The 19,752-nt window shown below is 67.8% G+C and carries 21 protein-coding genes; 12 read left to right on the top strand and 9 right to left on the bottom strand.

Translation table 11 applies throughout. The annotated features are described in order from the left end of the window. Positions 1 to 147 precede the first annotated feature (147 nt). Positions 148 to 708, top strand: coding sequence for a GNAT family N-acetyltransferase (locus WD430_RS02080; RefSeq protein ID WP_339104379.1), 561 nt, complete (start codon positions 148 to 150; stop codon positions 706 to 708). Between the two features lie 651 nt (positions 709 to 1,359). Next, positions 1,360 to 2,337 (top strand): flap endonuclease-1, encoded by a 978-nt coding sequence (gene fen / locus WD430_RS02075; protein ID WP_339104378.1) that lies wholly within the window; start codon positions 1,360 to 1,362, stop codon positions 2,335 to 2,337. A 96-nt stretch (positions 2,338 to 2,433) separates the two neighbouring features. Here the strand turns inward: fen and WD430_RS02070 are convergent, their stop codons facing one another. After that, entirely contained in the window at positions 2,434 to 5,355 is a 2,922-nt protein-coding gene (locus tag WD430_RS02070; RefSeq protein WP_339104377.1) for an MEDS domain-containing protein, read from the bottom strand. A 161-nt stretch (positions 5,356 to 5,516) separates the two neighbouring features. Between WD430_RS02070 and WD430_RS02065 the strand changes: the two genes are divergently transcribed. Then, the gene (locus WD430_RS02065) at positions 5,517 to 6,533 is read left to right on the top strand and encodes an NAD(P)-dependent alcohol dehydrogenase (RefSeq protein WP_339104376.1); all 1,017 of its coding nucleotides are present in this window, start codon (positions 5,517 to 5,519) and stop codon (positions 6,531 to 6,533) included. 18 nt (positions 6,534 to 6,551) lie between these two features. Here the strand turns inward: WD430_RS02065 and WD430_RS02060 are convergent, their stop codons facing one another. The 4 genes from WD430_RS02060 to mvaD form a co-directional block, all read right to left on the bottom strand. Next, positions 6,552 to 7,703, bottom strand: coding sequence for an FAD-dependent oxidoreductase (locus tag WD430_RS02060; protein ID WP_339104375.1), 1,152 nt, complete (start codon positions 7,701 to 7,703; stop codon positions 6,552 to 6,554). A 111-nt stretch (positions 7,704 to 7,814) separates the two neighbouring features. After that, positions 7,815 to 8,093: a HalOD1 output domain-containing protein gene (locus WD430_RS02055; protein ID WP_339104374.1), complete on the bottom strand. Its 279-nt coding sequence runs from the start codon at positions 8,091 to 8,093 to the stop codon at positions 7,815 to 7,817. Positions 8,094 to 8,217: 124 nt separating this feature from the next. Next, positions 8,218 to 8,691: an AsnC family transcriptional regulator gene (locus WD430_RS02050; RefSeq protein ID WP_339104373.1), complete on the bottom strand. Its 474-nt coding sequence runs from the start codon at positions 8,689 to 8,691 to the stop codon at positions 8,218 to 8,220. A gap of 124 nt (positions 8,692 to 8,815) precedes the next feature. Next, on the bottom strand, positions 8,816 to 9,799 hold the full coding sequence (gene mvaD / locus WD430_RS02045) for a phosphomevalonate decarboxylase MvaD (RefSeq protein ID WP_339104372.1): 984 nt from the start codon (positions 9,797 to 9,799) through the stop codon (positions 8,816 to 8,818). A 173-nt stretch (positions 9,800 to 9,972) separates the two neighbouring features. Between mvaD and nth the strand changes: the two genes are divergently transcribed. The 3 genes from nth (at position 9,973) to WD430_RS02030 (ending at position 11,945) form a co-directional block, all read left to right on the top strand. Further along, positions 9,973 to 10,656 carry an endonuclease III gene (gene nth, locus WD430_RS02040; protein ID WP_339104371.1) on the top strand — a complete coding sequence of 228 codons (684 nt, stop codon included), beginning with the start codon at positions 9,973 to 9,975 and terminating at the stop codon, positions 10,654 to 10,656. A gap of 343 nt (positions 10,657 to 10,999) precedes the next feature. Beyond that, complete coding sequence (locus WD430_RS02035; protein WP_339104370.1) at positions 11,000 to 11,245, top strand: hypothetical protein; 246 nt, start codon at positions 11,000 to 11,002, stop codon at positions 11,243 to 11,245. Positions 11,246 to 11,504: 259 nt separating this feature from the next. Continuing rightward, a complete protein-coding gene (locus WD430_RS02030; protein ID WP_339104369.1) occupies positions 11,505 to 11,945 on the top strand; it encodes a hypothetical protein in 441 nt (146 codons plus the stop codon). A 32-nt stretch (positions 11,946 to 11,977) separates the two neighbouring features. On the opposite strand, the gene WD430_RS02025 is transcribed toward WD430_RS02030, so the two are convergent. Both WD430_RS02025 and WD430_RS02020 read right to left on the bottom strand, forming a co-directional pair. Beyond that, positions 11,978 to 12,970, bottom strand: coding sequence for an NAD(+)/NADH kinase (locus tag WD430_RS02025; protein WP_339104368.1), 993 nt, complete (start codon positions 12,968 to 12,970; stop codon positions 11,978 to 11,980). 40 nt (positions 12,971 to 13,010) lie between these two features. After that, on the bottom strand, positions 13,011 to 14,321 hold the full coding sequence (locus tag WD430_RS02020; protein ID WP_339104367.1) for a M28 family peptidase: 1,311 nt from the start codon (positions 14,319 to 14,321) through the stop codon (positions 13,011 to 13,013). Between the two features lie 78 nt (positions 14,322 to 14,399). On the opposite strand from WD430_RS02020, the gene WD430_RS02015 reads away from it, so the two are divergent. From WD430_RS02015 to WD430_RS02005, 3 genes are all read left to right on the top strand, one after another. Then, positions 14,400 to 14,567 carry a hypothetical protein gene (locus WD430_RS02015; RefSeq protein WP_339105847.1) on the top strand — a complete coding sequence of 56 codons (168 nt, stop codon included), beginning with the start codon at positions 14,400 to 14,402 and terminating at the stop codon, positions 14,565 to 14,567. Between the two features lie 138 nt (positions 14,568 to 14,705). Continuing rightward, positions 14,706 to 15,113, top strand: coding sequence for a hypothetical protein (locus tag WD430_RS02010; RefSeq protein ID WP_339104366.1), 408 nt, complete (start codon positions 14,706 to 14,708; stop codon positions 15,111 to 15,113). Positions 15,114 to 15,119: 6 nt separating this feature from the next. Then, complete coding sequence (locus tag WD430_RS02005) at positions 15,120 to 15,383, top strand: DUF6684 family protein (RefSeq protein ID WP_339104365.1); 264 nt, start codon at positions 15,120 to 15,122, stop codon at positions 15,381 to 15,383. 46 nt (positions 15,384 to 15,429) lie between these two features. Here WD430_RS02005 and WD430_RS02000 read toward each other — a convergent pair whose 3' ends face one another. Further along, complete coding sequence (locus WD430_RS02000; RefSeq protein WP_339104364.1) at positions 15,430 to 15,564, bottom strand: hypothetical protein; 135 nt, start codon at positions 15,562 to 15,564, stop codon at positions 15,430 to 15,432. Positions 15,565 to 15,914: 350 nt separating this feature from the next. On the opposite strand from WD430_RS02000, the gene WD430_RS01995 reads away from it, so the two are divergent. Next, on the top strand, positions 15,915 to 16,181 hold the full coding sequence (locus WD430_RS01995) for a hypothetical protein (protein ID WP_339104363.1): 267 nt from the start codon (positions 15,915 to 15,917) through the stop codon (positions 16,179 to 16,181). A gap of 21 nt (positions 16,182 to 16,202) precedes the next feature. Here the strand turns inward: WD430_RS01995 and acs are convergent, their stop codons facing one another. Next, the gene (gene acs, locus WD430_RS01990) at positions 16,203 to 18,302 is read right to left on the bottom strand and encodes an acetate--CoA ligase (protein WP_339104362.1); all 2,100 of its coding nucleotides are present in this window, start codon (positions 18,300 to 18,302) and stop codon (positions 16,203 to 16,205) included. Positions 18,303 to 18,458: 156 nt separating this feature from the next. Here acs and WD430_RS01985 point away from each other — a divergent pair, with 156 nt between their 5' ends. Further along, complete coding sequence (locus WD430_RS01985; protein WP_339104361.1) at positions 18,459 to 19,289, top strand: hypothetical protein; 831 nt, start codon at positions 18,459 to 18,461, stop codon at positions 19,287 to 19,289. Between the two features lie 91 nt (positions 19,290 to 19,380). Then, positions 19,381 to 19,734 carry a hypothetical protein gene (locus WD430_RS01980; RefSeq protein ID WP_339104360.1) on the top strand — a complete coding sequence of 118 codons (354 nt, stop codon included), beginning with the start codon at positions 19,381 to 19,383 and terminating at the stop codon, positions 19,732 to 19,734. The last annotated feature ends 18 nt before the right edge of the window (positions 19,735 to 19,752 follow it).

Here is a 19,752-nt window from a genome sequence, read left to right as displayed (position 1 = left end):
GGTAATAGCCACTGTCAGGGGACGATGGTCGAGACGGGGCACTGCCGATTGCGGAGCGGACGCGAGCGGCGGAACCGTCGTGTGGACGGAGCGAACGTCGGTACGCAGTCGACGAACCCTTAGTGGCTGGCGTTCGAACTGGCGGGCGTGGAGTACGACCTCCTGGGCTGGCCGTCCGACGGACCCAAGCTCCGACTCGATCACGAGCGGTTCAGCTACGCCGGTAAGTTCGTCATGACCAACACCGGGAAGGCGGTGGCCCGAACTGACGACGGCGAACTCGTCGCCGCCGTCGCGTTCAACGAGGACCGCACCGACGAGTCGACGCTCTGGTTGCGCTACGTCACCGTCGCCCGCGACCGGCGCGGCGAGGGGATCGGTCCCGAACTGCTCGCTCGCGTCCGCGACCGCGCGCTCGAGCGGGGCTACGAGCGCCTCCGGATCGCCGTCAACAACCCCTTCGCCTACGAGGCCCTCTACCGGTCCGGCTTCGCCTACACCGCGGAGACGACCGGCATCGCCGAACTGGTCCTCGAGCACCCGTCGCCCGTCGACGACGCGGCCGATCCCGGCGGCGAACCGGACGCGCGAGAGCGCTACCAGGCCGGTCTCGAGGAGTTCCGCGAGCGCGACCTCTCCGACGAAGAGGAGGAGTTCCTCGCGTCTCGAGAAGAAAGCGAACCGCCGGGCCTCGAGTCGCGCGACTAGAGAACGGAACGCCTCACTTTCACTCTCGGCGCGCGGGGCTGCGGCGAGCGTGAGCGAGACGCAGCACGAATCGCGAGGGATGAGCGAACGAGCCTGCGAGTGAGCGTTAGCGCGGAACCGAAGGTTCCGCGAACCATGCTCGCGGGCCGACGGCCCGCGATCAGAAATCGGCTGGGGAGGGTGTGGCAATCCCCGTTGCACGGTAGTGAGGTCCCGATAGCGCAATTTCGAATGGAGACACGCGTATCGGGATCAGAACTGCTGGGACCGGATTCGACTCGAAACGTTCTGTGACCGTGGCAAGAAGGAGCTGCCGCGTCCTCCCCAATCGATTCGCTCGCACGACGGTATCGATCGATCCTCGCTTTCGTTCACGGCTCACTTCGTTCACCGTCTTCTCACGGGCGTTCCCCGCCCGTTCTCACGGTTCGGGGACCGAAGGTCCGCGCTATTCACCCTCGAGGCGCTCACGCTGTTCGTCCCTCGCGTTCCTCGAACCCGATCGACAGCGCGCACCACCGCACGCCGGTTTCGCAGTCTCGAGTCGCTGTTCTCGGTCGGTACTGATCGGTTCGCGAGTAGTCGGACGAGCGCGGAGCGATCCGCTCGGAAGCCAATGATACAAATCCCAGTCCGCCCAAGGAAGCGGTAATGGGAAACGCTGCACTGCGGGACATCGCCGTCATCGAGGAGATCCCCTTCTCGGACATCGAGGGCGTCGTCGCCGTCGACGCGCACAACTGGCTCTACCGCTACCTGACGACGACGGTCAAGTGGACCGATAGCTCGAAATACACCACGGCCGACGGCACCGAGGTCGCTAACCTCGTCGGCATCGTGCAGGGTCTCCCCAAGTTCTTCGAGAACGACATCACGCCGGTGATGGTCTTCGACGGCGGCCCCTCCGAGCTCAAGGACGACGAGATCGAGTCCCGCCGCGACCAGCGCCGAACCTACGAGGAGCAACTCGAGGTCGCCCGCGAGGAGGGCGACGAGGTCGCCATCGCGCAACTCGAGTCCCGGACCCAGCGGCTGACGCCGACGATACAGGAGACCAGCCGCGAACTCCTCCGACTGCTCGACGTCCCGGTCGTCGAGGCGCCGGCGGAGGGCGAGGCCCAGGCGGCCCACATGGTCCGTCGCGGCGACGCCGACTACGTCGGCTCGGAGGACTACGACGCCCTCCTCTTCGGCTCGCCCCGGACGCTGCGCCAGCTGACGAGCAAGGGCGATCCGGAGCTGATGGACCTCGAGGCCACGCTCGCCCACCACGACCTCACCCTGGAGCAGTTGATCGACGCGGCGATCCTCATCGGGACGGACTTCAACGAGGGCGTCTCCGGGATCGGCCCGAAGACGGCGATCTCGGCGATCACCGAGCACGGCGATCTCTGGAGCGTCCTCGAGGATCGGGGCGCACACATCGAGTACGGCGACCGCGTTCGGCAGCTGTTCCGCGACCCCGACGTGACCGACGAGTACGAGTTCGACACGGACCTCGACCCCGACCTCGAGGCCGCCCGGGAGTACGTCTGCGAGGAGTGGGCGGTCACCGAGAGCGAGGTCGAGCGCGGCTTCGAGCGCATCGAGGAGAGCGTCTCGCAGACGGGACTGGACCGCTGGACCTGAACTGACCGACGGTGCCTCGAGTCCGCCGAAGACCGCGTCCCGAACTCGAGTCGAGCGGCGTTCGGGACTCGGGGTCGCGGTCGCGTCCGTCTCGATTCACCGGGCGTCCCGCTTCGGGAGCGTGATGTAGAACGTCGACCCCGCGCCGCGTTCGGACTCGACCCGGATCTCGCCGCCGTGGTTCTCGGCGATCTCCTGGCACAGCGAGAGGCCGATCCCGGTGCCCGGATACTCGTCGTCGTGGTGGAGGCGCTTGAACACCTCGAAGATGCGGTCGGTCTTCTCCGACTCGATGCCGATCCCGTTGTCGGCGACCGCGAACTCCCAGCGATCGTCCCGATCTGCGGCGGTCACCTCGACGCGCGGAACCGCGCTCTCGTTGTACTTGATCCCGTTCGAGACGAGGTTGCTGAACAGCTGCTCGAGCTGTTCGACGTCGGCGCTGACCGTGGGTAGCGAGTCGACGAGGATCTCGGCGTCGTTCTCATCGATCCGTACCTGTAGGTCGTCCTGAACGCGATCCAGCACCTCGGTACAGTCGACCGGCTCGAACTCGCCGTCGGCGTGTTCGACCCGGGAGAACGCCAGCAGATCGTCGATCATCTCGCGCATCCGATCGGCGCCGTCGACCGCGAAGTCGATGAACTCCCGGGCCTCGGTGTCGAGGTCGTCTCTGTATCGGTTCTCGAGCAGTTGCAGGTAGCTCGAGACCATCCGCAGGGGCTCTTGCAGGTCGTGGCTGGCGGCGTAGGCGAACTGCTTGAGCCGATCGTTCGACTGCTGGAGTCGTTCGACCGTCTCCTCTAAGTCCCGTTCGTACTGCTGGCGGTCGAGTTCGTACTTCACCCACTGGCCCATCAGGTGATGGAGCGTGCGTTCGGCCTCCGAGAACTCCTCGCGGGGCTCGGTCGAGACGAACCAGAAGGTCCGATCGGGGCTGCCCTCGATCTCGAGGTGGGTGCCGAGATACGCCCGGACGCCGAAGCGCTCGTAGCACAGTTTGCCGTCGTATCCCCGTTCGACGGGATCGGTGATCGTACAGGTCCCCTCCTCGTCTACTGGCGCCCGGCAGTACGTCTCCGAGAGGGGATACGGCTCGCCCGGCGTGAGGTACTCGTGGTCGCCGTTCGTCGTCTCGACCTCGAACCGATCGGTCTCCGGATCCACCGTCGCGATACCGCCCAGTTCCATGTCGAACCGCTCACAGCCGAGCTCCAGGACCGCCTCGAGCTGCTCGTCGAACGACCGGTCCGGATCGGCGGTGATCTCGTACAGTTCGCGCTGGGTCCGCTCGTCCCGCCGGCGCTCGAGTTCGGTGCTGACCCACTGGCTGATCAGGTCGATGAACGTGTACTCCGTCTCGGTGAACGAACCCTCTCGGGGCGTCTCCGAGCCGAAACACAGCGTTCCGAATCGTTCGCCGTCGACCTCCAGCGTCGTCCCGAGGAAGGCGTCGAGCCCGTACGTGTCGTAGGCGGGATCGCCCTCCCAGCCCGCGTCGGCGGCGTCGGCGACGCTGATCGACTCGCCCGCCTCGACGACCTTCTTGCAGTACGTTCCCGACAGCGAGCCGCCGCCGCCCGTCCGAATCCGGTCGTGCGAGCCGACGGCTTCGACGATCTCGAAGCGATCGGTCTCGGCGTCGATGGCGGTGAAGTAGCCGACGTCGCAGCCGAACCACTCCCGGCCGTGCTCGAGCAGCCGTTCGATCTTCGACGCGAAGGTGAGGTCGGGGTCCGACGTGATCTGGTAGCTCGTTCGCAGGAACGCCTCGCGCCGTCGGCGCTCGAGTTCGGTGCTGATCCACTGGCCCATCAACTCGAGGAACGTCCGCTCGGCCTCGGTGAACGGCCGATCTCGTGGCTCCGTATCGTAGAACCAGAACGTGCCGTAGGGTTCGGTGCCGGCGGTAACCTGAATGCCGAAGTAGGTCGCGAAGCCGAACTCCTCGAAGACGGGATCGTCGTCCCAGCCGGCGTCGACGACGTCGGGGACGGCGGTCGGCTCGGCCCAGGCCATCGCCTGCCGGCAGAAGTTCCCCTCGGTGGGCTGGATGGGCAACTCGCCCTCGAGGTCGCCCATGTCGGGGCCGACCGTCACTTCCGCCCGGAAGTTGTCGTCCCAGGTCGGGAGGTGGGCCAGCGCGCCGCCTCTGAGGTCGAACCGCTCACAGCCCAGTTCCAGCAGCCGTTCGACCCGTTCCTCGAAGGAGCGGTCGGCGTCGGCCGTCGTCTCGTAGAGTTCGCGGAGGTAGTTCCTGTGCTCGCGGACTGCTGCCCTCGCGTCGGCACGCTCGTTCACCGTCCGTATCATCCGGTCGACCGTCGCCGCCGGGTCCTCGCCGTCGAAGAACGTCTCGGGGGGCGTGTAGTAGAAGTTCTCAGAAATCGCCCCGTCCGAGACGAGCCGTGGATGCGTCTTGATGACGTCTTCCAGAACGGGCGCGGGGAACCGCTTCCGGTCGTACTGACAGAGCACGGCGCAGTTCTCGCCGCGAAGGCGCTCGTTCACCCGCGCTTCCAGCGCCATGAACTCGTCGGCCGCTTCGGACGCCCGCAACAGCCACGTCTCCTCGGCGGTCACCCGAGCTCCCTCGAAGTCGACCGTCGACTCCTCGGCGAACGTCTCGAGCAGCTCCAGCGATCCCTCGAGATCCAACGAGCCGTCCCGGAGATAGGCGTCTTCGGTGTCGTGAATCACCAGCGCACCGCTTTCGAGCGCCTCGTCGACGTCGACGCCGGCGTCGCGAAGCGCCTCGAGAATCTCGTCCCGGCCGGTCTCGTCGGCGAGATACAGACACCGCTCGCCGGCCTCGAGCCCCTCCCGGACGAACGGAATCACGGCGTCGAACTGCTCGCGCCGACTCTCGTAGAGGAGCGCGAGGTGGTCGCCCGAGTGGTCGTGATCGTCGGTCGGCTCGACCGGGTCGCGAAACACAGTACTCCGTTCCGACGCCTCGAGTCCCGTCCGTCGGTCCGAAGCGCGTCGCCGGTCGTTTCGCTCGACCTCGTTGCTCATCGATCCCCCATACTCGGTCGACGACTAAAAGGTCTGTACCGCCGAGCGCGATTCCGCCGGCGGCGGTCGACGCGCCGTCGTCGCTTGCCGGTAGCACCTAGTTCCGGCAACACGGTTGCCGGACGCAGGGTTAAAAGATCGAGCGTCCCTCCGCTCGAGCGATGAAGGCCTACGAAGTCCAGGACGCCACGAGTGACTACTCCGGCATCGTCGAAGTCGAACGCGACCGTCCCGAACCGGCGGCCGACGAGGCGCTCGTCGAGATTCGCGCCGCCTCGCTCAACTACCGCGATCTGTCGATCGCCCACGAGGACCGCGTCTACCCCGGCACGGAACTGCCGGTCGTCCCGCTGTCCGACGGCGCCGGCGAGGTCGTCGCGGTCGGCGACGACGTCGAGCGCCTCTCCGAGGGCGACCGCGTCGCGACCCCATTCGCCCCCGACTGGGTCGACGGCCCGGTCGCGCCCGAGAAGATCGAACGGACGACGGGCGGCAACACCGACGGCGCGCTTGCCGAGTACGCGACGTTCCCCGCCGACAGTCTCGCGGTGCTCCCCGACACCCTCTCGTACGAGCAGGGGGCCACGCTCACCTGCGCCGGACTGACCGCGTGGCGCGAGCTCCACGAGGAGGGCGATCTGACCGCCGACGAGACCGTCCTGGTACTGGGCACCGGCGGCGTCTCGACGTTCGCGCTGCAGTTCGCGACGATGCAGGGCGCCGACGTCTTCGTCACCTCCTCGAGCGACGAGAAACTCGAGCGCGCCCGCGAGTTGGGCGCGACCTGGACGCTCAACTACGAGGAGACGCCCGAGTGGGGCGAGGCCGTCCAGGAGGCGGTCGGCGGCGTCGACCACGTCGTCGAGGTCGGCGGCTCGGGAACGCTCCAGCGGTCGATCGAGGCCGCGGCCTTCGACGGACACGTCCACCTCATCGGCGTCCTCTCCGGACCGGACGGTCGGGTTCACCCCAACCCGATCCTCCTGAAGGGGCTCACCGTCAAGGGATCGATGGGCGTCGGTAGCCGCGCGATGTTCGACCGGATGAACAGCGCGATCGAAGCCGCGGACCTCGAGCCGGTGATCGACCGCACCTTCGGCTTCGACGAGGTCCGCGAGGCCTACCGGTACGTAGAGGCCGGCGAGCACCAGGGCAAGGTCGTGATCTCGCTCGAGTAACGCTCGACCGGCCGACCGTCACCGATCCCGCCGGAACCGATCCGGAACGAACTCCCGGGAGGCGAAGCCGACCGCATTGCCGACGCCGCCGACACCGGAGAGGTAGCCGACGCCGACGCTCGCCTTCAGCGCCTTCGCGGGCCGTCCCGTGAGGACGCGGGAGCCGACCGTCGCGACCGCGTCGTCGCCGACGCTGACGACCCAGCCCGGCGACTCGAACCGGAACGCCTCGAGGTCGGGCTCGAACGTCTCGACGCCGTCTCGGCGCGCGTCGACGAGTCGCCCGATGTTCTCGGCCGCCGTCCGGGCCTCGCGGACGGCCGCCTGCGCGCTCGCCGGCACCGTTTCGCCGTCGGCGTCGACGACCCGCGCGGCGTCGCCGAGCGCGAACGCGCGGTCGTCGAGTCGCAGATCCGCCTCGACCGTCGGTCGCTCGCCGACGGCGTCCGTGCCTCGAATGCCGCCGGTCCAGACGAACAGGTCCGAGGGGAGCCGTTCGCCCGACTCGAGTCGGACGCTGGCCGCGTCGGCTCCCGCGACGGTCGCTCCCGTCCGGATCTCGATATCGGACGACTCGAGCGCGCGTGCGATCGCGTCCCCGAAGTCCGCGGGGAACCCCGGCGCGACTCGCGCTCGCTGTTCGAGGATCGCGATCGACGCCGATCCGTACTCCTCGCGGGCCAGCGCGGCGAGTTCGCCCGCGACCTGCACGCCGGAGAGGCCGGCCCCGCCGACGACGATTCGACCGCCGTCGTCCCGCAGTACCTCGAGCGCCCGCGACCTGATCCGGCGCGCGTCCGCCAGCCGCTTCAGCGGAAGTCCGTGGTCGGGGACGCCCTCGAGACCGTAGTAGGCGGTCCGCGCGCCGAGACAGATCGCGACCAGATCGTACTCGAGGCGACCGTCCGAGAGCGACACCGCGCGCTCGTCCCGGTCGATATCCTCGACGCGCGCGACGCGAACCGTCGCGCGCTCGAGGGCCTCCGGCAGCGAGATCCGGATCTCGTTCGCCACTCCCGGCCGGCGGATCACCCGGTGGAGTTCGTGCTGGACGAGGTGGTCCGGCGACTCGTCGACCAGCGTGAGGTCGACGTCGGACGGGAGTGACGACTCGAGCAACTTCGTGAGAGTCAGCCCCGCGTAGCCCGCGCCGAGGACGACGACGTGCATAGCGGCGGCTACGGCCGCGAGGAGTATAGGTTCACGGCGAGCGTCGAACGAATTCGGGACGCTCGATAGCCGTCCGCGAGTCCCCATCGCTCGTCCGACGTGATTCGCTCGTTAGAGGCGCTCGTCGTTCGTAGAGATCTCCTTGTCGGGCGGCGAGACGTCGACGCGACCGGTTCCGGTGACGACGACGGAACACTCTCCGTACCGAAACCGGATCCGAAGGGACTCCGGGCCGGTACGGACGAGGGAATCGAGCGCCTCGGGATCGACCGTCTCGTAGAGCGTGGGTTCGAAATCCAGCGGAGACGTACCGAACGCGGCGGCGACCGCTTCGACGACTCTCTCGCTCGGCGGGCGGCGATCGTCGGGAGGGCGCGACTGATCGGACATCGAGTCCGGCTATCGTTCACCGACCCTAAAACACGTCGCTGACCGGACGCTTTTCCGGATTCCCTTCAACCCCTCGCGACACTCGTCGGAAATCGGCCCGGTTTCGGCGCAATTATTCCGAAACTCAGCCGTCGGTCGTATACTTCTCCCCGAAGTGATCGAACGGCCGCGTGCGCTCCTCGACGATAACGCTCGTCCGCGTGATCTCGATCCCGAGTTCGTGCAACTCGTCGGTGACCGCCTCCACTCGTTTCTGGGTATCGGTCACGAGTTCGATGTGGAGGTCCGCTTCGTCGGACAGCAGTCGCCTGACGCTGATGACGTTCTCGACCTCGCTCACGCGGGCGACGACCGCCTCGTCGGCCTCGTCGGTAACGGTTCCGACGAGCAACGTCCGCTGTTCGAATCCGGCCTTTTCGTAGTCGATTTCGGGCGTGTAGCCCGTGATGACTCCGCGGTCCTCGAGGTCGTTGATCCGCGACGCGACGGTACTCGCCGCGAGGCCGACGTCCGCGCCGATCGCTTCGGTCGTCGCGTTCCGGGCGTCGTCCTGCAGGACGTGAAGGATCGCCATGTCGTCCCTGTCGAGATCGACCATCGGGTTCACTACCGGTGTACTAGCCCGACGCAGTATATGACTCTTTCAACGCGTTTCACTCGCGCGAACTGTCGGTCGCTCGGCGGCACGAAGCGAAGCGCGAGCGACGCGGTGGACCGCCGGCCTAGAACAGGTGCTGGTCCTCGTCCAGGAGCTTCGCGGGGCCGCCGACGTCCCAGACGGTGGTGGAGACGCCGCAGTCCGAGACCGCTTCCTCGACCTCGTCGGCGTGCTCCTCGGTGGTGTTGACGTAGACGCTGGCGCCGGTGTCGGTCGAGAAGTAGACGGGGATGTCCTCCTCCTCGCGGAGTTCGCGCACGCGGTTGAAGATCTTCAGGGTGGCGGGCTGCCAGTAGACCCATCCCGAGGGGCCGGTCATCGTCGTCGCGGCCAGCGAGAGGGAGTCCTGTTCGGCGAGTTCGAACGCGCGGTCGAACTCGTTGTTCCGCAGGGCGTCGCGCATCTCGGCGATCTGGCCGTGGATGTGGGCGTTGCGAGCCTGGAACATGTGGCTGTCGGCGGCCTCGCGGTGGGCGTCCTCGGTCTCCTTGTGGTAGGGGACGAGGCCGACGACGATCTTGAGGTCCTCGTGGAGGTCGCTCGGAATGCGCCGCGAGCGACAGTCCTCGTCGTTCAGGCCCGTGTGCAGTTGCGAGAACGCGCCGGTGACCGCGCGAGCGGCCGAGGCCGATCCGACGCGGGCGATCGTCGAGATCTCCTGGCGCGAGGCGTCGAGTTCGGCGGCCTCGGCCAGCGCCATCGCGGCCGCGGCGAAGCCCGACGAGGACGAGCCGAGGCCGACGTTCGACGGGAAGCTGTTCTCGCTCTCGAGGCGGACCGGGTAGACGGTGTGGGCCGCGTCGGACTTCGAGCGGGCCTTCTCGACGACGGCTTCGACGCGTTCGTAGGCCCGGCCGTCGAGTTCCTCGCCGTCGACGACGAACGTGTCCTCCTCGTAGTCCATCGAGAACTCGACGGTCGTGCGGGTGTGGCTGGGGGCCGTACAGAGGCTGATGCTGTCGTGATACGGCAGGCGCTCGATATCGTCTCGCATCCCGTGATACTTGACCAAGCCCTGAATCGGATGGGCCATGGCGGTCGCTTTCATATCCAGATAGGTGGATGAAGGCCGCTTAAAGGTCACGGCATCCCGCGCGGGAACCGGTTCGCGGACGGGAGGCCCTACTATTCTCGGCAGACTGACTCACGGACGCGACATCCGGCCGCTCGCCGCAACGCCGAATCCGAACGCTCAACAGACGACGCTCCTATCGGACGCACATGGGAACCCCACTGGAGACGCGGACGGAGCAGGCCGCCGAAGTCGTCGATCGCCTCGAGGAGGCGTATCCGGACTCGACGATCTCGCTGCGGTACTCGAATCGCCTGGAGTTGCTGATCGCGGTGATCCTCTCGGCGCAGTGTACCGACGAGCGGGTCAACGCGGAGACGAAACACCTCTTCGAGAAGTACGACGGGGCCGAGGACTACGCCAACGCGCCCGAAGAGGAGCTCGCGGAGGACCTGAACTCGATCACGTACTACAACAGCAAGGCGGGCTACATCAAGAGCACCTGCGAGACGATCCTCGAGGAGCACGACGGCGAGGTACCGGACACGATGGACGAACTGACGGAGCTGTCGGGCGTCGGCCGGAAGACGGCTAACGTGGTCCTCCAGCACGGCCACGACGTGGTCGAGGGGATCGTCGTCGACACCCACGTCCAGCGGCTCTCGCGCAGGCTCGGCCTGACCGAGGAGGAGCGCCCGGAGGCGATCGAGCGGGATCTAATGGAGATCGTCCCCGAGGGCTACTGGCAGCAGTTCACCCACCTCTGTATCGACCACGGTCGCGCGACCTGTACCGCCCGCAACCCCGACTGCGGCGACTGCGTGCTGGCCGACATCTGCCCCTCTGCAAAGGGCGACAGCGAGATCGATCTGGCCTCGGGCGAGGCGTGGTGAGGGGCGACGTCGGTCGCGCTTCGGATCCACCGATCCACGGTGGCGCACACTGTCGATCGTCCGAACGCCAGTGAGGGCGATCGACGACACTGTGCGAGGGATGAGTGAGCGGTGCGAGGGTGAACGAAGTGAGCCCCTCGGATAGCGAACGAATCGGCTGGGGAGGGAGTGGAAATCCCCGTCGCCACGATAGCAGAGCGATCACCGTCGTCTCGAGGTCTCTCATCGGAGCGACCGGACGATCACCGAGACGATCGCCGACGAACGAACCGACTCGTTCCGGCCGACCTTCGCAAGCCCAACGCCTTTTCGCGATTCGACGGTAGCCCCAGTCGGGATCAGTATGTCCGACAACACTGACGAGACCGGCAAAGACGAACACGGGCGGGACGTCGAACTGGCTCACGAAGACACCGAGGCCGAGGACGACGAGGAGGAACTCACCGAGGAAGAGAAGGAGGCCCGCGAGCAGCAGGACGAAGAGCAGCGACGCCAGGACATCGAACACAAGTCCGACGACCGGGTCGACGACGCCCTCGAGCAGGAGAACCCGGACCACCACCGGGACGAAGAGCCGTACAACAGCTAGGCACCAACCCTCCGCCTCGAGCGCCTCGCCGTTGCCGACCGCGAGGCGGTCTCGATCGCGACGACCCGCCGTCACCGCCGGTACTCGCCGTCTTTTTCCGACTCGCCTCGAGTGGCATCTCCGCCCGCCTTGAGGAATAGCTCGGCCTGGAGGAGCGTTATTGCGGGGCATCTGGACCGGAAACACGTCGGTATCCGTGGATGCAGACAACCGCAGGCACGACCGCTTTGCACGGGAATCGGCTATCGTCGGTGGAGACATGAGCGATACACCAACTGACACGAACCGAGACAGCACCAGGCGAGCCGACCACAACAACACGCTCAACACCGACATGATGCAGTGGTTGAGCGCCCTCGTCGCGATCATCGGGCTCTACGTCGTCGCCTCGCCGTTCATCTTCGAGGCGACGGACCAGGCGATCTGGAACGACACGCTCGTCGGGACGGGAATCTTCCTGCTGGCGGGCTATAACTTCGTCCGCCTCTCGCGGGATCGACTGGCGAGCGTCGGGGTCGCGTCGCTGGCCGTACTGCTCGGCCTCTGGCTGCTCGTCTCGCCCGCCGTGATCGACATGGGAAGTAGCACGCTGGCGACCGGGACCGCGGCCTCCGGGCTGGCTGTCGCCGTCCTCTCGGCGTACAACGCCTACGCGAACAACAAGGCGGACGCGCCCGACCGAGTCGGTGCGCGCGCCTGAAAACGGCCACGACTACTCTTTCTCGACTGCGGTTATCGACCCTCGAGCGCGCCGTCGGACACGGAGAGCGTCTCGAGCGAGTCGTCGACCGAGACGGAGATCCGCGCGTCGACGCCGACCGACGTCACGCGCCGGCCGTCGGCGACGAGCGCGATCGGGCCCTCGTCGCGTTCGACCGTGAGCTCGAGTCGGTCGTCGGGAAGCACCCAGCGGCGCGTGTCGGTGACGAAGGGGGCGACGGGCGCGACGGCGACCGCGCCGACGGCCTCCGAGAGGTGGGGCGCGTCGACGGTGCCGGCGTAGCCGTGACTGCCGGCCGCCGTCGCGACCACGACGCCGTCGGCCCGGAACGTCGCGATCGAGTCCCCGCGGCTCGAGACGCCGTACTCGGAGATGCGAGCCGGTTCGTCGGTCACGAGCGCGACGTCGAACAGCGCGCGGTCGCGGACCGTCTCGCCGGTTTCGGCGTCGCCTCCGCCGTCGGCGGGTCCGGAATCGCCCGCGCTGTCCTCGGTACCGCCGCTGCTCGCGTCGGAATCGGTCCCGTCGGCCTCGGAACCGGTCCCGGCACTGACGGCGTCGCCGTCGACGTCAACGTCGATATCGACGCCGTCGTATCCGGCGGCGCCGCTCCCGCCGCCGGGAGCGTCGACCTCGAGGTCCAGAACCGCGTGCCGATCGACGGTCGCCTCGCCCGCGAGGACGGCCTCGAGCGCCGCCGGCACCCGCGTCCGGTCGACGGCGTCGATTCCGGTGACGTCGCCGACCGGGAGCACGGGGACGTCGGCGCCGGCGCGAGCGATCGCCGAGAGGCCGTCGTCGCCGGCCGCCACGAGAACCGACGGCGTCGCCGCGAGCACGGCGTCGACGTCGCCGCTGACCGCCGTCGCGTCGCGGGCCGCGACGGTCGGTTGCAGCGCGTCTGCGAGCGACTCGCCGTCGGCGTCGGCTCTCGATCCCGTGTCGGCGTTCGCGTCGACGATACCGACGACCGGCTGCTCGTCGACGGACCACGCGGCGTCCATGTCGGGCCGTTAGCGCGGGTCCGAAAAAAGACGTGGGGTTCTAGTCGTCGTAGGGCCAGTCGCCGGTGATCCGCATTCCTTCGGCGAGGTCCTGCGCCTCGAGGTCGGCGGCGATCGCGTCGGGGTCGCGATGCTCGACGGTCGCGTCCTCGCGAGCGAGTTCGACGACGAGGTCGGTCAGGAGGACCGCCTGCTCGCGGAGCGTTCGCCGCTCGAGCTTCTCTACGGTGTCGGCGAACGTGTGGGCCCAGCCGCGGCCGACCTCGTCCGACGTCGATTTGACGTGGTAGCCGGGGACGCCCCACTGGACGAACGGCCAGTGGTCGCTGTGGGGGCCGAGTTTCGGCACCGTCTCGACCGGGTGGTCGTATCGGTCGGCGACCGCGTCGGCGGCCGCCTCGAGGTCGTCGAAACCGTGAGTCGTCAGCGACAGCGTTCGGTCGCTGACGACGCCGTCGTTGTTGACGATGGCCGTGATCGACTCGCGGTCCGCCCGCTCGGCGTGGCGGTTCGAGCCGACCAGTCCGACCTCTTCGGCGCCGTAGGCGACGAACTCCACGCGGGTCTCGAGGGCGTCCTCCCGGGCGGCCAGCGCAGTGGCGAGTTCGACGACCATTGCGGTCCCGGCGCCGTTGTCCGAGGCGCCCTCCGCGATGTCGTGGGCGTCGACGTGACTCGTCACCAGCACGCGCTCGTCGGTGTCGGGACCGAGTTCGGCGTGGACGTTCTGGCTCGTCGCCGGACCCACGTCGGCCTCGACGGTCAGTTCGATCTCCGCGCCGTCGAACCGCCGAGCCAGTCGCGCGCCGACCTCGCTCGAGACGCCGACGGCCGGGATCTCGCCGATGGGTTCCTCGTCGGTTCCGACGCTCCCGGTCGGCGGCAGACAGCCCTCGACGTGGTTCCGGTAGACGAACCCCGCGGCCCCGTTCTCGACGGCGTGGTAGTACTTCTCCCGGCGGTGGAGGTAGCGATCGTAGTAGTCAGGGACGTCGCTGCGGACCATGACGATCGCGCCCTCGAGGTCGATCTCCTCGAAGTCCGCGGGGAGACCGTAGCCGAGGTCGACCAGCGGCGCCGATACGCGGTCGGCGGGACTGCGCGGCAAGGCGATGCAGTTCTGACTCGTCCCGCCCGCGGTGATCGCGCTCTCCTCGCGCGTCCAGCCCTGAATGTCGAACTCCTCGAGGCGGGCGTTTCGGGCGCCGGCGTCGGCCAGCGCGTCGCGAGTCGCCTCGGCGGCCTCGCGCTCGCCGTCGCTGCCGGCCATCCGGTTTCCGATGTCGACGAGGGTCTCGAGGTGGGTCCACCCGGCGTCGCTCGTGAAGACGTCACCGATCCAGTCGGTCATACCTCCGCTGTGGACTGCCGGCCGGGAAACTGTACCGTTCGCGCCGCGATTCGTCGCGAGCGGAGGTGACAATTTACCATGCTTTCGAAACTGATACGACAAACTGGGAATCCCTTTCACGTCGCTCCCTCTCGAAAGGAGTTGGCCGCCCAGGCCCGCGCGGCGATCGATCGCCTCGAGTTCGACGCGGAGACGACCCGGAAACTCCACGAGTTCACCGAGTTCGTTATCGAACGCGAGGCGTGATCGCGAGTGCGAGCGACCGGCGCCGAGCGGCGCGGTCCACGCCGTCGACCGGCCGTCCGTTCTGTCTGTCCCGATGACTGTCTCCCGAACCGACGGCCGACCCTAGCTACTACTGACGGGACGTGGTAGCCGACCGCGATGGTCGATCACTCGAGCGCGAACGACCGCGACCGCGATCGCGAGCGTCCGACCGCGAGCCCGTGGCCCGTCCTGATCGCGATCGGACTCGCGGGGTCGGAGGTCGGCATCGTCGTCGACCTCTTCCCGGTCGCGGTCGGCGGACTCGTGCTGTTCGCCGCCAGCGTCGCGGGAATCCTCGCCGAGTCGGACCACGTCACCGATCCGTTGCCCGTCGCGATGGGTTTCGGCGCCGTCTTCGCACTCGGCGGCGGGATGCTGTACGCGCTCGGAACCGACACCGTCGCGCCGGCCGCGGTCGACGGACTGACCGGCCTGACCACTCGCGGCCTCGCGATCGCGATCGCGGGCATCGTGACGGTCGTCGGTACCGTGATCGTCCACTACCGACGCCGCTACCATCGATAGATATCCATGAGCCGACCCGCATTCGACGCCGAAGTCACGCTCGATCTCGCGGTCAACCTGATCCCCCTCGCGATTATGGTGTTCTTCGTCGCCCTCTTCGCGATATTCAACCCGTGGGGGATCGAACCGTTGCAGTCGACGATCCAGTTCGCGATCCTGCTGTCGATGATCGCGACCCTCGGCTTCGTCACCTACTACGCGGCGCGCGTGATCGAAGGGGACGACCGCACGCGCCACGAGTCGACGACGAGCGAGCGAGAGCGGAACTGACCGCGCCGGCCGATATCTCCGTTCCCGTCCTCTCGACTCGAGTCGGTCAGGTAACGATGAGCACGAACCCCAGCAGCGCCATCAGGAGGGCGATACCGACGAGTAGCAACAGAAACAGCTCTTTCTCGGCGAGTCGTCGGGACGACTCCTGGGCGTCGGTATCGGTCGGTTCGGAGACCACGGTGATACTGCCTCGAGAGTACGACGACGTCCGATAAAAAACGGGCGGTGGCGCGCGAACGCGCCGACGTCGTTCGCGCGGGTCAGCGGTGTCGCGCTCGGCAGCGGGCGGCGCGACACGGGCAGTGGGGAGATGGATGGGATTGGGAGTGCGACGGCAGGGAACGGAGAGAGGCCCGGTGTCGACGACCTGCCGTACGCGTTCGTACGGCGATATCGCCGAAACAAGTACTGCCAAATGACTTTGGGAACCGCGAGAACGAATCGGTCTCGGGGCGACGGCGGGGACGCGACCGCTCCGCGCGAGACGAAAACGCAAGGACCTCGGACGTGCGCCGCGAACGGACGCTCGTGACTGCCGATCGACAACTGGGCGGGCGCCGCGTGGTCGGCGGCCTCTGTCTCGTACTGGTCGTCGCGACCGCCGCCTTCGGCGCCGTCCTCGGCTACGCGCTCCCCGTCGTGACCGGCCTCGAGGCGGTCACCGTCCTCGAAACGGCCGTTCCCGTCACGCCGGCCACGTTCGCCCTCTACGGCGGCGTGACCGTCGGCGTCTTTCTGGTGACGTTCCTCCTGGTCGTTCAGGCCATCTCGCGGTTCGACGAAAACGCGGTGTGACGGCGGCGGGCGGCGATGCGATCAGTCGTCGCCTTCCGATTCGCCGGCAGCGTCTGCGCCGGTGTCAGCGTCGGCGTCAGCAGCAGCGTCAGTATCGGCGTCCGCATCCGCATCGGCAGTGGCGTCGTCCGAGGCGTCCGCCCCGCTGACCTGTCGAGCGATCTCGTCGACGATCTCGGGGTTTCGAAGCGTCGAGGTATCGCCGAGGTCGTTGCCGCTGGCGATGTCCTCGAGCAGGCGGCGCATGATCTTGCCCGAGCGCGTCTTGGGGAGTTCCGGCGTGAACAGGACCTCCTCGGGGCGAGCGATGGGGCCGATGTCGTCCTCGACGGCCGCGACGATCCGCTCGCGCATGTCCTCGCTCGGTTCGGCGTCGTCCTCGAGGATGACGTAGGTGTAGACGGCCTCGCCCTTGATCTCGTGGTCGCCGCCGACGACGGCGGCCTCGGCGACGCCGGGGACGCCGACGATCGCCGACTCGATCTCCATCGTGCCAAGCCGGTGACCGGAGACGTTGATCACGTCGTCGACCCGACCGAGGACGGTCACGTAGCCGTCGTCGTCGACCGTTGCGCCGTCTTCCGGGAAGTAGACCCATTCGTCGGCATCGGGGTCGGAGTACTCGGTCCAGTACTCCTCGATGAACCGCTCGTCGTTGTCGTACAGCGTCCGGAGCATCCCCGGCCACGGGTTGTTGACCGTGACGTAACCGGCTTCGCCGGCCGAAATCTCCTCGCCGGCGGCGTCGACGACGCGGGCGTCGATGCCCGGAAGCGGCGGGCCCGCCGAACCGGGTTTCATCTCGTTGATCGCGGGCAGCGTCGTGATCATCATCCCGCCGGTCTCGGTCTGCCACCAGGTGTCGACGATCGGACACTCCTCGCCGCCGATGTGCTTGTAGTACCACTTCCAGGCCCGCGGGTTGATCGGTTCGCCGACCGTTCCGAGCAGGCGCAGCGAGGAGAGGTCGTGTCGCTCGGGATACTCGGTCCCCCACTTCATGAACGAGCGGATCGCCGTCGGCGCCGTGTAGAAGGTGTCGACGCGGTTCCGCTCGATGATGTCCCAGAGGCGGTCCTTCTCGGGATAGTCGGGCGTCCCCTCGTACATCATCGTCGTCGTGCCCAGCGCGAGCGGGCCGTAGACGATGTAGGAGTGGCCGGTGATCCAACCGATATCGGCCGCACACCAGTAGGTGTCCTCGGGTTTGACGTCGAGCACGGCGTGGGAGGTCCACGCCGTGTAGGCGAGATAGCCGCCGGTCGTGTGCTTGACGCCCTTCGGCTCGCCGGTCGTCCCCGAGGTGTACATCAGGAACAGCATGTCCTCGGCGTCCCGCGAGACCGGCTCGACGCTCGCCCCCTCGTGCTCGGCGACGAGTTCGTCGTAGTCGCGGGCGTCGGCGCCGAGGAAGTGGGTCAGCTCGTCGCCGAGTCGGTCGACAACGACCGTCTGGACGTCGTTCTCGACGCTCCGGAGCCCCTTGTCGGCCTTCTCCTTGTGGTTCAGGGCGTCCCCGCGGCGGTAGTAACCGTCGCAGGTGACGAGGTACTCGCTGTCGGCCGAGTTCATTCGCGTCGCCAGCGCGTCGGCCGAGAAGCCGGCGAAGACGACGCTGTGGGGTGCGCCGATGCGGGCACAGGCCAGCATCGCGATCGGCAGTTCGGGAATCATCGGCATGTACAGCGTAACGACGTCGTCCTCCTCGACGCCGAGGTCGCGGAGCGCGGCCGCGAACGCCTCGACCTCGTTCAACAGGTCGCCGTACGTGTAGGTCCGGGTCTCGCCGAGTTCGCCCTCCCACTTGATCGCCGCGCGGTTCTTGGCGCCCTCCTCGACGTGGCGGTCGAGGCAGTTGTAGGCGGCGTTCAGCTCTCCGCCCGTGAACCACTCGTAAAAGGGCGCGTCGCCGTCCTCGAGGACGGTATCGTACGCCTCGTCCCACGACAGCAGGTCGGCCGCTCGCTCCCAGCACTCGGGCCAGTTCTCCTCGAACTCCTCGTAGATCCCCGGATCCGAGACGTTCGCCTGCTCGACGAACGACTCGGGCGGTTCGAACGTCTCCTGTTCCTCGAGGCGGGCCTCGAGTTCGACCTCCGGCTCACCGGTATCGTCGCTCATACTCACTGCTATCATCGGACAAGATCGGGATAAACGTTCCTCTATCGGCATCCCGTCCGGCGGTTTCGAGCGCCCGCCGACCGCCCCGACGCCGCGCGCGGCCGCGAGAGCTGACGGTTCGCGGGAATTATCCTTCCGGGTCCGCAATCGGTCGGTATGCCGCCGACGAATCTGCTCGTCACGAGCGGGGCGCTGCTGGTCGGGCTGGCGATCCTCGGGGCCGGCCTGTTCGTCGCCTCGATCGGCGTCGGTCGCGTTCGACTCGCTCGACGGCTCCGGACGGCCGGCCCGACGCCGCTCGAGGAGGTGCCCGACGCGACCGGGCTCGTCGCGTTCGAGGGGACCGCGCGGGCGAGCGACGAGGGAACGCTCGAGGCCCCGATCTCCGGACGGGCCTGTCTGGCCTACGCGGTGCAGTCGCGGACCCGAAACCGCGCCGACGTCGACGCGAACGCGGACGCGGACGAACTGTGGACCCACGACGGGCGGGCGTCGGCCGGCGTCCCCTTCCTGGTCGACGACGGCGACGCCCGCGTCGCGGTCGATCCGACCGACGCCGTCCTCTCGCTGGCCGACTGGGAGCCGGACGCGACGGCGTGGACGGACCGGGCCGACCTCTCCGGAGACGTGCGCGATCGGCTCGCCGCGGTCGGGCTGCCCGGTGCGGACGCTGACCCGACCGACGGAGCGTCCGCCTCGAGCGAGACGGTCTCCCAGTATCGCGAACTGCGCCTCGAGCCGGGGGCCGACGTCAACGTCTTCGGCGGGTCCGTCGTCGACGACACTCGAAGCCCCGCGGACGGCGCCCCGGTCACCGTCGGCGGCGGCGACTGGTTCGAGGTGTCGGCCGGCGACCGGTCGACGGTGATCCCCGACCGACACCGGTCGGGGTCGCTCTACGTGATCTTCGGCGGACTGCTCGCGATTCCGGGGCTGGGATTCACGCTCGCCGGACTCGTCGGACTGGCGTCGACGCTCGTGTTCTGACGCTCCGAGCAGCGCGCTCGTCGGCATTTTGGTCGTTGCTCATGGTGTATACAACCCGGTCTCTCTTCCATGTGGGACGGCTTGCTCTCGTATGGTTGGGCCACGAGAAGCGGACGAATCCGCAAACACCGTCTTCGAACTCCTCTCACATCGCCGTCGCCGTTACGCCCTCGAGTGTCTGCGAGAGTACGAGAATCCGCTGCCGTTGGCCGATCTGGCCGACGAAGTCGCCGTCCGGGAGCGCGACGCGCCGCTTTCGGAGATCTCTCCCGAAGCGGTGAAACGCATCTATCTCTCGCTGTACCACGTGCACGTCCCGAAACTGGCGGACGCGGCGTACGTCCACTACAGTCAGGAACGGGATGCGGTCTCGTTGCGAGAACACAGCGAGCGATCCGAGCAGCTACGAGTACAACTCGAGGACGGCCGCTCCGTTACGAACTGAGACCGCCGCGTAACTGCG

Origin of the sequence: Haloterrigena sp. KLK7 (assembly GCF_037914945.1) — an archaeon.
Lineage (GTDB): Archaea > Halobacteriota > Halobacteria > Halobacteriales > Natrialbaceae > Haloterrigena > Haloterrigena salinisoli.
Note: the sequence above shows the minus strand (reverse complement) of the source record. Positions and strands in the feature narration are given on the sequence as shown.

Bases quoted from the DNA above. Each gene is read 5' to 3' on its own strand.
- fen (WP_339104378.1), top strand. From the start codon at position 1,360: ATGGGAAACGCTGCACTGCGGGACATCGCCGTCATCGAGGAGATCCCC.
- WD430_RS02070 (WP_339104377.1), bottom strand. From the start codon at position 5,355: ATGAGCAACGAGGTCGAGCGAAACGACCGGCGACGCGCTTCGGACCGA.
- WD430_RS02065 (WP_339104376.1), top strand. From the start codon at position 5,517: ATGAAGGCCTACGAAGTCCAGGACGCCACGAGTGACTACTCCGGCATC.
- WD430_RS02060 (WP_339104375.1), bottom strand. From the start codon at position 7,703: ATGCACGTCGTCGTCCTCGGCGCGGGCTACGCGGGGCTGACTCTCACG.
- WD430_RS02055 (WP_339104374.1), bottom strand. From the start codon at position 8,093: ATGTCCGATCAGTCGCGCCCTCCCGACGATCGCCGCCCGCCGAGCGAG.
- WD430_RS02050 (WP_339104373.1), bottom strand. From the start codon at position 8,691: ATGGTCGATCTCGACAGGGACGACATGGCGATCCTTCACGTCCTGCAG.
- mvaD (WP_339104372.1), bottom strand. From the start codon at position 9,799: ATGAAAGCGACCGCCATGGCCCATCCGATTCAGGGCTTGGTCAAGTAT.
- nth (WP_339104371.1), top strand. From the start codon at position 9,973: ATGGGAACCCCACTGGAGACGCGGACGGAGCAGGCCGCCGAAGTCGTC.
- WD430_RS02035 (WP_339104370.1), top strand. From the start codon at position 11,000: ATGTCCGACAACACTGACGAGACCGGCAAAGACGAACACGGGCGGGAC.
- WD430_RS02030 (WP_339104369.1), top strand. From the start codon at position 11,505: ATGAGCGATACACCAACTGACACGAACCGAGACAGCACCAGGCGAGCC.
- WD430_RS02025 (WP_339104368.1), bottom strand. From the start codon at position 12,970: ATGGACGCCGCGTGGTCCGTCGACGAGCAGCCGGTCGTCGGTATCGTC.
- WD430_RS02020 (WP_339104367.1), bottom strand. From the start codon at position 14,321: ATGACCGACTGGATCGGTGACGTCTTCACGAGCGACGCCGGGTGGACC.
- WD430_RS02015 (WP_339105847.1), top strand. From the start codon at position 14,400: ATGCTTTCGAAACTGATACGACAAACTGGGAATCCCTTTCACGTCGCT.
- WD430_RS02010 (WP_339104366.1), top strand. From the start codon at position 14,706: ATGGTCGATCACTCGAGCGCGAACGACCGCGACCGCGATCGCGAGCGT.
- WD430_RS02005 (WP_339104365.1), top strand. From the start codon at position 15,120: ATGAGCCGACCCGCATTCGACGCCGAAGTCACGCTCGATCTCGCGGTC.
- acs (WP_339104362.1), bottom strand. From the start codon at position 18,302: ATGAGCGACGATACCGGTGAGCCGGAGGTCGAACTCGAGGCCCGCCTC.
- WD430_RS01985 (WP_339104361.1), top strand. From the start codon at position 18,459: ATGCCGCCGACGAATCTGCTCGTCACGAGCGGGGCGCTGCTGGTCGGG.
- WD430_RS01980 (WP_339104360.1), top strand. From the start codon at position 19,381: ATGGTTGGGCCACGAGAAGCGGACGAATCCGCAAACACCGTCTTCGAA.